General features: G+C 62.9%; 11 protein-coding genes and 1 tRNA gene. 8 read left to right on the top strand and 4 right to left on the bottom strand.

Annotated elements, in window-relative coordinates; all coding sequences use genetic code 11:
* Position 1: 1 nt before the first annotated feature.
* The 3 genes from OE747_RS24125 to OE747_RS24115 form a co-directional block, all read right to left on the bottom strand.
* Positions 2-75: transfer RNA gene (locus tag OE747_RS24125), tRNA-Asp, on the bottom strand.
* A gap of 188 nt (positions 76-263) precedes the next feature.
* A complete protein-coding gene (locus OE747_RS24120) occupies positions 264-1,202 on the bottom strand; it encodes a pirin family protein (protein ID WP_263830984.1) in 939 nt (312 codons plus the stop codon).
* 99 nt (positions 1,203-1,301) lie between these two features.
* Entirely contained in the window at positions 1,302-2,174 is an 873-nt protein-coding gene (locus tag OE747_RS24115; protein ID WP_263830983.1) for a MurR/RpiR family transcriptional regulator, read from the bottom strand.
* Positions 2,175-2,278: 104 nt separating this feature from the next.
* On the opposite strand from OE747_RS24115, the gene OE747_RS24110 reads away from it, so the two are divergent.
* The 7 genes from OE747_RS24110 to OE747_RS24080 all read left to right on the top strand — a co-directional run bounded on the left by OE747_RS24110 (position 2,279) and on the right by OE747_RS24080 (position 10,111).
* On the top strand, positions 2,279-3,064 hold the full coding sequence (locus tag OE747_RS24110; protein WP_263830982.1) for an N-formylglutamate amidohydrolase: 786 nt from the start codon (positions 2,279-2,281) through the stop codon (positions 3,062-3,064).
* A gap of 16 nt (positions 3,065-3,080) precedes the next feature.
* On the top strand, positions 3,081-3,617 hold the full coding sequence (locus OE747_RS24105; protein WP_263830981.1) for a TRAP transporter small permease subunit: 537 nt from the start codon (positions 3,081-3,083) through the stop codon (positions 3,615-3,617).
* 1 nt (position 3,618) lies between these two features.
* Positions 3,619-4,944: a TRAP transporter large permease gene (locus tag OE747_RS24100; RefSeq protein WP_263830980.1), complete on the top strand. Its 1,326-nt coding sequence runs from the start codon at positions 3,619-3,621 to the stop codon at positions 4,942-4,944.
* Positions 4,945-4,998: 54 nt separating this feature from the next.
* Entirely contained in the window at positions 4,999-6,033 is a 1,035-nt protein-coding gene (locus OE747_RS24095; protein WP_263830979.1) for a TRAP transporter substrate-binding protein, read from the top strand.
* 91 nt (positions 6,034-6,124) lie between these two features.
* Positions 6,125-7,480, top strand: a complete 1,356-nt coding sequence (locus OE747_RS24090; RefSeq protein WP_263830978.1) for a glutamine synthetase family protein — start codon at positions 6,125-6,127, stop codon at positions 7,478-7,480.
* A gap of 103 nt (positions 7,481-7,583) precedes the next feature.
* Positions 7,584-8,960 carry an aldehyde dehydrogenase family protein gene (locus tag OE747_RS24085; RefSeq protein WP_263830977.1) on the top strand — a complete coding sequence of 459 codons (1,377 nt, stop codon included), beginning with the start codon at positions 7,584-7,586 and terminating at the stop codon, positions 8,958-8,960.
* A gap of 5 nt (positions 8,961-8,965) precedes the next feature.
* Positions 8,966-10,111 carry an iron-containing alcohol dehydrogenase gene (locus OE747_RS24080; protein ID WP_263830976.1) on the top strand — a complete coding sequence of 382 codons (1,146 nt, stop codon included), beginning with the start codon at positions 8,966-8,968 and terminating at the stop codon, positions 10,109-10,111.
* 107 nt (positions 10,112-10,218) lie between these two features.
* Here OE747_RS24080 and OE747_RS24075 read toward each other — a convergent pair whose 3' ends face one another.
* Positions 10,219-10,956, bottom strand: a complete 738-nt coding sequence (locus OE747_RS24075) for a gamma-glutamylcyclotransferase (protein WP_263830975.1) — start codon at positions 10,954-10,956, stop codon at positions 10,219-10,221.
* 302 nt (positions 10,957-11,258) lie between these two features.
* Between OE747_RS24075 and OE747_RS24070 the strand changes: the two genes are divergently transcribed.
* The gene (locus tag OE747_RS24070; RefSeq protein ID WP_263830974.1) at positions 11,259-11,972 is read left to right on the top strand and encodes a porin; all 714 of its coding nucleotides are present in this window, start codon (positions 11,259-11,261) and stop codon (positions 11,970-11,972) included.
* Positions 11,973-12,509: the final 537 nt, after the last annotated feature.

Below are 12,509 nucleotides of genomic sequence, written 5' to 3'. Positions count from 1 at the left end.
GCGCGGTTGACGGGGCTCGAACCCGCGACCCCCGGCGTGACAGGCCGGTACTCTAACCGACTGAGCTACAACCGCGCGCTGCGTGATATGGCGTTCCCTGCGGAACGTTTGGGTGTATTATGGCCCCGCTCCGGCATCGTCAAGCAGGTTTCGCGTTTTTTTGGCCGTGCGCCTGAAAATTATCGGCCCGCGAACGTGACCCGCTAAAGGTTCCTGTTTCAGTTTAAGTACTTACCGCGAATCTGATAGAAAACACCTCCTCTTCAACGCCTTGGCAGCGGGGTGAATTCCCTGTCATCCCCCGGCGGCAACCGGAACCGGCCATGCATCCAGTCGCCCGCGCGCCAGGCTTCCTTGGCCGCCTCGATCCGGTCCTTGCTGGTGGCGACGAAATTCCACCAGATGTGGCGCGGGCCGCCCATCGTGGCGCCGCCCAGCAGCATCAGCCGCGCGCCCTGTGGCCCCGCCTTCAGGCTCAGGCGGTCGCCGGGGCGGAACACCATCATGCGCCCCGTCTCAAAGACCTGCCCGGCCACCTCGACTGAGCCGCCCAGGACATAAACGCCCCGGTCCTCGTGATTGTCCGGCAGCGGCAGCGCTGCGCCCGGTTGCAGAACCGCGTCCGCATAGAACATCTCGGAGGTTGTGGAGACAGGCGCCGCCGCGCCCCAGGCATCGCCCAGAATCAGCCGCACGCGCTTGCCCTCACCTTCCAGCTCCGGCAATGCCTCGGCCGGGGTGTGCTCGAAACTTGCCCCGGTCTCCTCCAGATGCTCCGGCAGCGCGACCCAGGTCTGGATCCCGAACATCTGCAAGGGTGCCTTGCGTGCCCCTTCATCGGTGCGTTCGGAATGGGTGACCCCGTTGCCCGCAACCATCCAGTTGACCGCGCCGGGCTCGATCCACTGATCGGTGCCCAGGCTGTCACGATGGTGCAACCGACCCTTGTAGAGATAGGTCACCGTGGCCAGCCCGATATGGGGGTGCGGTCGCACGTCTATCCCCTGCCCGGTCAGGAACTCGGCCGGCCCCATCTGGTCGAAAAAGATGAACGGCCCCACCATCTGGCGGCGCGGCGTCGGCAGGGCGCGGCGCACCTCGAATCCACCCAGGTCGCGGGCGCGCGGCACGATCACCGTTTCGATGGCATCCACGGCGTCGCCGATCGGCACATGGGTATCCAGTAAGGGGTTCCAGCTCATCTCAGACCTCCGTTCGGATGTAACGAAACAAAGGTAGCACCCACATGAAATCGCACAACTGGAAAGAAATTGCGGATTAATGTGCGAAATCGCACAACATCAGGTCGGACTGCGGAACAGCCGGGTCGAAGAGAACATCGCCTCCAGCTCCTCGATCCGCTCCTTGCTCTCTTCCCAGCGGGCGCCCTGCACCTCGGCGATCAGCGCCTCAACGATCAGTTGCAACGCGATAGTACTGTCCCAGCTCGACGGCGCCTCGACCAACCCGTTAAAGGTCAGGTTCGCCACCCGCCCGATGGGCGAACCCCATTGGTCGGTGAACAGGATCACCGTGACCCCCCGCTCGCTGGCGATCTGCGCCAGCTTCTCCAGATGCGCCTCGTAACGGCGGATGTCAAAGATCACCAGGACCGAGCCTTCGTCCATATCCAGCAGGTATTGCGGCCAGACGTTGGCGGAATTGCCCAGCATGGTGACATTGGGCCGGATGATCTGCATGTGGTTGAACAGGTAATCCGCGTTCGACCGCGTGATCCGCCCGCCCACCACATACAAATGCCGCCCGGTATCGGCCAGGATCGCCGCCACCTTGTCGAACATCGCGGTATCGATCCGCTCCAGCGTGTGGCGCATATTGGCCCAGACCACCTGTGCAAACCGCATCAGCGGGTGTTCCGCCCCTTCGTCCACCACCCATCCGTCGCGTTTCGAGATCGGCTTCTTGATCTGCGCGGCAACCTCGTCGCGCAGCGCGTCCTGAAGATTGGGAAACCCGTCGAACCCCAGCTTGCGCGCCATACGGATCACCGTCGGTGTCGATACCCCGGCAGCAGCGGCCAGCTTGGTGATCGATTGCAGCCCGCCCATCGGATAATCCTGCAACAGAACCGAGGCGAGCTGCCGCTCCGATCTGGTCAGCTGCTCCATCTCGTCCTGAATTCGCTGTTTGACCAGTTTCGTTGTCTGGGGCACGCGCGAGCCTTTTCTATAACATTTGCTTCAGCGTAACCCAAACTGTAATCATGTCTACAGAAATTTTCTTGACAGCCATATCGCATATGTAACCAATGCTACACATGATTTTCGCCCCCGATTCCCCAGTGCTGTCTTCCATCGAAGGACCAGCCGCGCGCGTGCTCAATCCGCGCGGGGCTGCGGCGGCGCTTCTGGTCTGCGAACATGCCAGCCGGTTCATTCCTGCGTCACTGAACGGTCTGGGACTGGACGCCGCCGCCGCCCGTTCTCACGCGGCCTGGGACATCGGCGCTATGGAACTTTCGGTGGAACTCTCGGGCGCGCTCGATGCGCCGCTGGTCTATTCCCGCGTCAGCCGTCTGGTCTATGACTGCAACCGCCCGCCGCACCGCCCCGACGCGATGCCCGCGCAAAGCGAGGTCTTTGCCATTCCCGGCAACACGGGCCTGAGCGAGGCCGACCGCGACCGGCGCGCCTGCGACATCTACCACCCGTTCCGCCAGCTTCTGGCCAATACGCTGGAGGCCCGCCCGGACCCAACCGTACTGATCACCATTCACAGCTTCACCCCAATCTACCAGGGCAAGACCCGCGATGTCGAACTGGGCATCCTGCATGACAGTGACGACCGCGCCGCGCAGCTCCTGCTGCGCGCGGTCGACGGATCGGGCCTGCGGGCCGCGCTGAACGAGCCCTATTCCGCCACCGACGGCGTCACCCATACGTTGCGGGAACATGCCATCGCGCGCGGCCTTCCCAACGTGATGATCGAGGTCAAAAATGACCTCATCGACACGCCCACCGGCGTCAACCGCCTGGCCGGGCTGCTGGCGCCTATGCTGGCCGCCACGATAAACGAACTGGCCCCTGGGGGAGGCCGGTCATGACAACAGGGGGTAAAGCATGAACGCGCTACGCGCCTATGTGACAGCGGTCGACCGGATGAACCGCCGGATCGGCCGGATCGTGATGTATGGCATCTTCGCGATGATGGGCATTCTGCTCTGGTCCAGCTTCTCCAAGGTCGGCAGCGATCTGGGTTTTGACATCAACCCCTCGCTCTGGACGCTGGAAATGGCGCAATTCGCCATGGTCGCCTATTACATCCTGGGCGGTCCCTATTCAATCCAGATGGGGTCGAACGTGCGGATGGACCTGCTCTATGGCGAATGGTCGGACCGGCGCAAGGCCTGGACCGATGCCTTTTCGGTGCTGTTCCTGGTCTTCTATCTCGGCGTGCTGCTCTATGGCGGCTACGACTCGCTGCACTATTCGCTCCAGTATGGCGAGCGCAGCCCTACCGCCTGGCGCCCGGTTCTCTGGCCGATCAAGGTGATCATGTGTCTGGGTATCCTCCTGATGCTGTTGCAGGCGCTTTCCGAACTGGCCAAGGACATCCTGCGTATCCGCGGTGAAGACATCCCGCGCGAGGTGATCTGACATGTCCTATGAACTGATCGCCATTTTGATGTTCAGCACGATGATGATCATGCTGATGACCGGCCAGCGGGTGTTCGGCGCCATCGGCTTTGTCGCGGTTCTGGCCTCGTTGCTGCTGTGGGGCGACCGGGGCGGCTATGACATCGGCTTCGCCGCGGCGATGAAGCTGATGAAATGGTATCCGCTTCTTACCCTGCCGATGTTCATATTCATGGGCTACGTGCTGTCGGAATCGAAGATCGCCGACGACCTTTACAAGATGTTCCATGTCTGGATGGGCGGCCTCAATGGCGGGCTGGCCATCGGCACCATCGGGCTTATGGTGCTGATCTCGGCGATGAACGGGCTAAGCGTGGCGGGCATGGCCATCGGCGCCACCATCGCGCTGCCCGAGCTTCTCAAACGCGGCTATGACAAGAAGATGGTCACCGGCGTGATCCAGGCCGGATCCAGCCTCGGCATCCTGGTGCCGCCCTCTGTCGTGCTGGTACTTTATGCCATGATCGCGCGCCAGCCGGTGGGCCAGCTCTGGCTGGCGGGCGTGTTGCCGGGCCTGATGATGGCCGCCATGTTCATTCTCTACATCGCGATCCGCTGCAAGCTGAATCCCGACCTTGGCCCGGCGCTGTCGGCTGAAGAGCGTGACGTGCCGATGGGTGAGAAACTGCGCCTGTTGCGCGCGGGCCTGCTGCCGCTGGGCATCTTTGCCGCGATGATGGTGCCCTTTGTCAACGGCTGGACCTCGCTCGTCGAAAGCTCGGCCATCGGGGCGCTGACCGCCTTTCTGGCCGCCGTGCTCAAGGGCCGGATGACCCGCCAGGTGTTCGAAGTATCGGTCCGCTCCACCCTGGGCATCTCCTGCATGTTCATGTGGATCATCCTGGCCGCACTGGCCTTTGGCGCGGTGTTCGACGGGCTGGGCGCGGTCAAGGCGATCGAGAATCTCTTCACCGAGAAACTGGGCCTCAACCCCTGGATGATCCTGATCCTGATGCAGCTCAGCTTCATCGTGATGGGCACCTTCCTGGACGATACCGCGATGCTGGTGATCGTAGCGCCGCTTTACGTGCCGCTGGTGGGCGCGCTTGGCTTCGACCTGATCTGGTATGGTGTGCTTTATACCATCACGACACAAATCGCCTACATGACACCGCCATTCGGCTATAACCTGTTCCTGATGCGGGCCATGGCCCCGCCGGAAATCACCCTGCGCGACATCTACGGCTCGATCCTGCCCTTCGTGCTGGTGATGGTGCTGGCGCTGGCGATCATCATGGTCTTTCCACAGATCGCGCTGTGGCTGCCCGAATATGTCTACAACAAGTGATCCCGGAGTGAACCGGGGCTTCTAATCCACCTTTTTGCAACTGGGAGATAACAGATGACCACAAGACGCAAGTTTCTGACCACCGCCGCCGTCGGTGCGGCGGCCGCGCCGCTGGCCACCCCCGCACTGGCGCAGTCGACCATCAAGTGGCGGATGCAGACCTATGCCGGCGCCGCCCTGGCCGAACATGTCGTGGTGCCCGCCATCAACATGTTCAACCAGATCGCCGGTGACCGCATGCAGATCGAGCTGTTCTTTGCCGATCAGCTTGTCCCAACCGGAGAGCTGTTCCGCGCCATGCAGCGCGGCACCATCGACGCGGTACAGTCCGACGACGATTCGATGGCCTCGCCCACCGAAGTCACGGTCTTTGGTGGCTATTTCCCCTTCGCCTCGCGCTACTCGCTCGACGTGCCGGTGCTGTTCAACCAGTACGGCCTGAACGAGATCTGGGATGCCGAGTATTCCAAGGTCGGCGTCAAACACGTCTCGGCCGGTTCCTGGGATCCCTGCCATTTCGCCACCAAGGACCCGATCAACAGCCTGGCCGACCTGAACGGCAAGCGCGTCTTCACCTTCCCCACCGCGGGCCGCTTCCTGTCGCAATTCGGCGTGGTGCCGGTGACCTTGCCATGGGAAGATATCGAGGTCGCGGTGCAAACCGGCGAGCTCGACGGCATCGCCTGGTCGGGCATCACCGAGGATTACACCGTCGGCTGGGCCGATGTGACCAACTACTTCTTGACCAACAACATCTCGGGCGCCTGGATCGGCCATTTCTTTGCCAACATGGACCGCTGGAACGAACTGCCCGAGGACCTCAAGGCGCTGTTCACGCTCTGCTGCGAGCAGTCGCACTATTACCGTCAGTGGTGGTACTGGGGCGGCGAGGCATCCTTGCGCGTCAACGGCACCAAGATGCAGCTGACCACTATCCCCGACAGCGAATGGGACCAGGTCGAAGCCGCCGCCGTCAAGTTCTGGGACGAGATCGCAGCCGAGTCCGAGACCAAGGCAAAGGTTGTCGACATCTTCAAGAAGTACAATGCCGACATGGCCAAGGCCGGACGCCCCTACCGCTACGGCTGATCGAAACCGCCGGTCCGCGACAATCGCGGACCGGCCCCCAGACGCCCAAGAATTTTCGCCGAAAATTCTCTCTCCAAATCAAAGGTCGCACATGCTCACGTTCGAAACACTCAAGGCTCAGGTTGCCGATGGCTCGGTGGATACGGTTCTGGTCTGTGCCGTCGACATGCAGGGCCGCCTGATGGGCAAGCGCTTCCATGCGCAGAACTTCCTCGACAGCGCCTGGCAGGAAACCCATTGCTGCAACTACCTGCTGGCCACCGACCTGGAAATGGCCACGCCCGACGGTTACCAGGCGACCAGCTGGCAGGCGGGCTATGGTGACTACGTGATGAAGCCCGACCTCTCGACGCTGCGTCCGATGCCCTGGCTCGAAGGCACGGTGATGGTGCTTTGCGACCTGCTCGACCATCACACCCACGAACCGGTGCCGCATTCGCCCCGCCAGGTGCTCAAGGCGCAGATCGCGCGGCTGGCCGAGATGGGCCTGACGCCCATGATGGCGACCGAGCTTGAATTCTTCATGTTCGAGAAGAGCTTTGCCGAGATCCGCAAGTCGGGCTTCCGCGATCTCACGACCTTTGGCGGCTACAATCAGGATTACCACATCCTCGCCACCACCCGCGAAGAGCATGTGATGCGCCCGCTGCGCAACCATCTCTATGCCGCCGGCATCCAGGTCGAATGCACCAAGGGCGAGGCCGAGGCCGGCCAGGGCGAGTTGAACGTCCGCTATGCCGATGCGCTGGCAAACGCCGATCACCACACGATCGCCAAGATGGCCACCAAGGACATCGCCGACCAGCACGGCCATGCCGCCAGCTTCCTGCCGAAATGGCACCACACCCGCGTCGGCTCGTCGAGCCACGTGCACCTGTCGCTCTGGCGCGGATCGGAACCGGCCTTCTATGACAAGGACGCGCCGCACGGCATGTCCGAACTGATGCGCCAGTTCTGCGCCGGGATGATCAAGTATGCTCCCGACTACACGTTCTTCCTTGCGCCCTATGTGAACAGCTACAAACGCTTCATGAAGGGCACGTTTGCCCCCACAAAGACCGTCTGGTCGGTGGACAACCGCACCGCAGGATTCCGCCTGTGCGGCGAGGGCAGCAAGGGCGTGCGGATGGAATGCCGCATCGGCGGCGCCGACCTGAACCCCTATCTGGCCCAGGCCGCGCTGCTGGCCGCCGGTATCCGGGGACTGGAGGAAAAGCTCGAACTGGCGCCTGCGACAAGCGGCGATGTCTATGACAATGCCGATGCCGGCGAGATCCCCCGCACCCTGCGCGCCGCGACCGAGACGCTGCGCAACTCGGCCATGCTGCGCGCCGCGATGGGGGATTGGGTGGTCGACCACTATACCCGCTGCGCCGAATGGGAGCAGGAGGAGTTTGACCGCGTGGTGACCGATTGGGAAATCGCCCGCGGTTTCGAAAAGGCTTAAGGCCAGACAAGGAGGGGGCCAGCCCCCTCTGCCGCTGGCGCGGCATTCACCCCCGGGATATTTCGGGCAAGAGGAAGGGCGCAAGGGCGCCAAGAGGATCGTGATGGCTCAGACAGTCAAATGCATCTCGCCGATCGACGGATCGGTTTATCTGGAGCGGCCGGTGGCCACGCGAGAGGCGGCCATGGGCGCCGCCGACCGCGCGCGCGCCGCGCAAGCCTCATGGGCGGCACGCCCCCTGGCCGAGCGCGTGGCGCTGGTGCTGGCGGCGGTGGCCGAGGTGGGCAAGACCACCGACCGCATGGCGGTGGAACTGGCCCATCAGATGGGCCGCCCGGTCCGCTATGGCGGCGAGTTCCGGGGGTTCGAGGAACGCGCCACCTATATGGCCGGGATCGCCGAAAGCGCGCTGGCACCGCTGGTGGTCGAGGACAGCGACGCCTTTCTGCGCAAGATCGAGCGCGAACCCTTTGGCGTGGTGCTGGTGGTGGCGCCCTGGAACTATCCCTATATGACCGCAATCAACACGGTGGCGCCCGCGCTGATGGCGGGCAATACGGTGATCCTGAAACATGCCGCCCAGACCTTGCAGGTAGGCGAGCGGATGGCCGAAGCGTTTCATGCCGCGGGCATCCCCGAGGACGTGTTCCAGAACATCGTGCTGGACCATGACACCACCGCCGAGCTGATCTCGCGGCGCAAGGTCAATTTCGTCAATTTCACCGGCTCGGTCCGGGGCGGCCAGGCGATGGAACGCGCCGCCGCCGGTACCTTCATCCCTGTCTCGACCGAGCTGGGCGGCAAGGATCCGGGCTATGTCCGGGCCGATGCCGATTTGGACGCCGCCGTCGAGACGCTGATCGACGGAGCCATGTTCAACTCGGGTCAGTGCTGTTGCGGGATCGAGCGGATCTATGTGCATGCGAGCCTGTTCAACGCCTTTGTCGACAAGGCAGTCGCGCTGGTGAACGGCTACAAGCTGGGCAATCCGCTGGACTCCGAAACCACGATCGGGCCGATGGCCAATGTCCGCTTTGCCCGTGTCGCCCGAGACCAGATCGAGGATGCCATCGCGAAGGGTGCGACCGCCCATATCGATCGCTTCCCGCAGGATGACGGCGGCGCCTATCTGACGCCGCAGATCCTGACCAATGTCACCCATGACATGGAGATCATGCGCGAAGAGACATTCGGGCCCGTCGTAGGCATCATGCCGGTCGCCGATGACGAAGAGGCGATTGCGCTGATGAACGATTGCCAGTTCGGGCTGACCGCCTCGATCTGGACCCGCGACACCGCCCGCGCCGACGAGATCGGCAGGCGGCTGGAAACCGGCACCGTGTTCATGAATCGCTGCGATTACCTTGATCCCGCGCTCTGCTGGACCGGCTGCAAGGATACCGGCCGCGGCGCGGGCCTGTCGGTGCTGGGCTTTCACGCCCTGACCCGTCCCAAATCCTATCATCTGAAAAAGGCTTGAGGCCCATGAAACTTGTTGGAAACTGGTCCTATCCCACCGCCATCCGCTTTGGCGCGGGCCGGATCGCCGAAATCGCCGAGGCCTGCAAGGCCGCCGGTATCACCAAGCCGCTGCTGGTCACCGACAAGGGGCTGGCCGCGATGGAGATCACCACCCGCACGCTCGGCCTGCTGGAGGCCGCGGGCCTTGGCCGTGCAATGTTCTCGGATGTCGACCCCAACCCTTCCGACCGCAATGTCGAGGCCGGGCTCAAGGTATATCGCGACGGCGGGTACGACGGCGTCGTCGCCTTTGGCGGCGGCTCGGGGCTGGACCTGGGCAAGACGCTGGCCTTCATGGCGGGCCAAACCCGGCCCTTGTGGGATTTCGAGGATATCGGCGACTGGTGGACCCGCGCCGACCCGGCAGGCATTCACCCGATCGTGGCCGTGCCCACCACCGCCGGGACCGGGTCCGAGGTCGGCCGTGCAGGCGTGATTACCAATTCGGACACTCATGAGAAAAAGATCATCTTCCACCCGCTGATGCTGCCCAAGGTGGTGATCTGCGACCCGGAACTGACTATGGGCATGCCGAAATTCATCACCGCCGGCACCGGCCTCGATGCCTTTGCCCATTGTGTCGAGGCCTATTGCTCGCCCCATTACCATCCAATGAGCCAGGGCATCGCGCTGGAAGGCATGCGGCTGGTCAAGGAATACCTGCCCCGCGCCTATGCCGACGGGTCTGACCTTGAGGCGCGCGCGCATATGATGTCGGCCGCCGCCATGGGCGCCACCGCCTTCCAGAAGGGGCTGGGCGCCATCCATGCGCTGTCGCACCCCATTGGCGCACATCACCACACCCATCACGGCACCACCAACGCGGTCTGCATGCCCGCCGTGCTGCAATTCAACCGCCCCGCTGCCGAGGGCGTGCTGGCCGAGGCCGCTGCCTATCTTGGCATCGCGGGCGGGTTCGACGGGTTTGCGGCCTATGTCGATGATCTGAACACGTCGCTCGGCATCCCGAAAACCCTGACGGACCTGGGCGTCAAGGATCCGAACCTCGACATGCTGGTGCGCGACGCGCTGAACGACCCCTCGACCGGTGGCAACCCGGTCCAGATGACCGCCGAGAACACCCGCAAGCTGTTCGAAGCGCTGCTCTGACCCGACTGCCCGGCGCGGCTCATCGCGCCGGGCACAGGTCAGCCCACCGACACCCGATCCATAACGCCACCGGCCTGACCCAACGGACGTAAGTCTGTGCGCCGCAATTACATCGCCCCGAGGCGGTAACTTTGCGCGCGCGCGTGAAGCCGATGCATGTCGTCATCGGCGATGCCAAGTTCGTCGAGATGCCGAACCAGCGAATCCAGGTAGGCAAAATTGGGACCGAGATTACCCTCCGCCACAGCGATCATCCGCGCGGCGTCGTCCTCGGGCAGATCCGGCATATATCGACGATTGTCGCGATCCATCACAAAGGTCAGCGCCTCGACCGGGCCCTGAGGCGTGGCCACCTCCAGAAACAACGGACGATAGGCACCGGAAAACATCTCGCGACGCCACATGAACTGCGTTTCCTGGTCGACCAGCGGCCCGGAAATGCGCATCACGACACCGTCGCAATGCCCGCCTTCGTCCAGGGCCGCCATCAACCCGGGCCGCGCAAAACTGCCGCGCCCGCCTTCGAGCCGCATGCAGAAACTCCGCCGCCACCCCAGTAAGGTACCGTACCTGTATTCCTCCACCTGAACCGCCGGATCCCAGATGAGCGAGCCATAGGCAAAGATCCAGAGATCCTGCGCCATACGGCCCTCAAGAACGTCAAGCCGGTTCGCTTCTCTGGCGTCATGATCCATTCGCCACCCGGGCGGCCAGCCCTCCTCTTCCGCCTGGATATCCAGCTCGGCAAAGCGATCCAGACCAAAGCGCAGTTCGGATTCGTCCGGCGGCGTGATGCGGCCACGAAGCGCAGGGGCATAGCGAAAGACATGGTGAGCAAACGGCATGGCCGGAGTTAGCCATCTTTTCCAGCCGGGGAACAGTGGGGAATTGACCTAAACCTCATCTTCCCGCTTGCCGATGAGATGATCGGGCTCCGGCAGATCCGATCACAGCGGCTGGGCGGGCCCCGACCGGCTTCTCTCTCCCCCTTGCCTTTGCTCTCTTCGCCCTTGCGAACCCGATACACACAAGATTCCGTGTTTTGAATCAAGAGCCTTTACCTGATTCCCCGGCTCAGCTATTCTCCGGACCAGAGAGCGCGAAAAGCGCCCGCGCGGTCACGCGCATCAGGCAAAGGAGCAGAAACATGAAACTCCGCGCGGTTGCGGCGGCATTGGCCATTGGCCTGATGCCCGCTGGCCTGTCGGCACAGGGGTTGGTCGGCGCGAATGTTGACGTCAACCATTACCAGTTCACCAGCAAATCCAAGGGTGCTCGTCAGGCGCTGCAAGGCTCGTTCGAGCTGGCGCTTGGCAGCTCGGTATCGACCCAGCTGGATTTGGGCTATTACAAGTTCGACCAGATCGGCGGCAGCGGCCGCAGCGCCACGCTGCACGGCATCTACCAGTTCGGCTATGGCGGCGCGGTCGGCGGTTTCTGGGGCACCGAGGATGGCGGCGGCATCGACCGCAACTTCTATGGCCTCGAAGGCGCCTATGACTTCACCACCATCCGGCTCGAAGGCTACTTCTCCCGTGGCCGGGTCCAGGGCAGCAATGCCACCCTGCTCGGAGCCAAGATCAGCAGCGATGTCGGCAATGGCCCGCTCAGCCTGAATGCCAGCGTCGACTACATGGACAACAAGGTCGAATCGGACATGACCCGCATGGCCATCGGCGCCGACTATGGCCTGGGCAGCGGCGTCAACCTCTATGGCGAGTTGGGTACCGGCAACGCCCGAGTAGCGAATTTCAAGAGCAACGACGCCTTTGTCGGCGTCGGCCTGCGGTTCGACCTGGGCGACCGCCCCGGAACAACCTTCGGCCGCCGCGCCCTGCTCGACCGCCTGCCAGGCTTTTGACCCGGCAATTCCGTCCTGAAAGGCCCCTTCTGATGACGTCAGAGGGGCTTTCTATTCAGGGTCTGACGACCTTCATCTTGCGTGAATGAGAGTGAGTCAATGCATATGAAAGCCTTGAAGCTCAGGTCTGTTTCATAAGAGGGCATGGCTATCTCCCTGTTTTCCTTCAGCTTACCGAAACCACTTTCGATCAGATAGCGGCAGTTGCAGGTTTCCTTGCCGAACTCCGCCAGGAACCTTCTGTTGATTTCCGTGGTCCGACTGGGATGATGCCACGATTCGGCAGGTCATTGCGCAGCCAACCGGCATCGAATGCCCTAACCGCCGGAAAGTGCCCGGCGAGCAGAGCCTGAAGCAGCGTGCCAGTTTCGTACAGGTCATGAGCTTGTCCGAGCATCAGACAGAATTAATCGAACCCGCCTTGGACGCCTCTGCCAGTTCTAACATGGTGATGTCCGGCTCCGGTCCCGCGCCGAGGTCGGGAGCCAAGCCCTCCTCGCCGCCGCTGCCCGGAACATCAGAAAGATCGCAATGGCC

The organism is Ruegeria aquimaris (assembly GCF_025751555.1).
In the GTDB taxonomy this organism is placed as follows: Bacteria; Pseudomonadota; Alphaproteobacteria; order Rhodobacterales; family Rhodobacteraceae; genus Ruegeria_B; species Ruegeria_B aquimaris.
This window is presented reverse-complemented; position numbering and strand designations above follow the sequence as displayed.

Coding starts and splice junctions, on each gene's coding strand:
- OE747_RS24090 (WP_263830978.1), top strand. CDS start 6,125: ATGCTCACGTTCGAAACACTCAAGGCTCAGGTTGCCGATGGCTCGGTG.
- OE747_RS24105 (WP_263830981.1), top strand. CDS start 3,081: ATGAACGCGCTACGCGCCTATGTGACAGCGGTCGACCGGATGAACCGC.
- OE747_RS24120 (WP_263830984.1), bottom strand. CDS start 1,202: ATGAGCTGGAACCCCTTACTGGATACCCATGTGCCGATCGGCGACGCC.
- OE747_RS24095 (WP_263830979.1), top strand. CDS start 4,999: ATGACCACAAGACGCAAGTTTCTGACCACCGCCGCCGTCGGTGCGGCG.
- OE747_RS24075 (WP_263830975.1), bottom strand. CDS start 10,956: ATGCCGTTTGCTCACCATGTCTTTCGCTATGCCCCTGCGCTTCGTGGC.
- OE747_RS24085 (WP_263830977.1), top strand. CDS start 7,584: ATGGCTCAGACAGTCAAATGCATCTCGCCGATCGACGGATCGGTTTAT.
- OE747_RS24070 (WP_263830974.1), top strand. CDS start 11,259: ATGAAACTCCGCGCGGTTGCGGCGGCATTGGCCATTGGCCTGATGCCC.
- OE747_RS24080 (WP_263830976.1), top strand. CDS start 8,966: ATGAAACTTGTTGGAAACTGGTCCTATCCCACCGCCATCCGCTTTGGC.
- OE747_RS24110 (WP_263830982.1), top strand. CDS start 2,279: ATGATTTTCGCCCCCGATTCCCCAGTGCTGTCTTCCATCGAAGGACCA.
- OE747_RS24100 (WP_263830980.1), top strand. CDS start 3,619: ATGTCCTATGAACTGATCGCCATTTTGATGTTCAGCACGATGATGATC.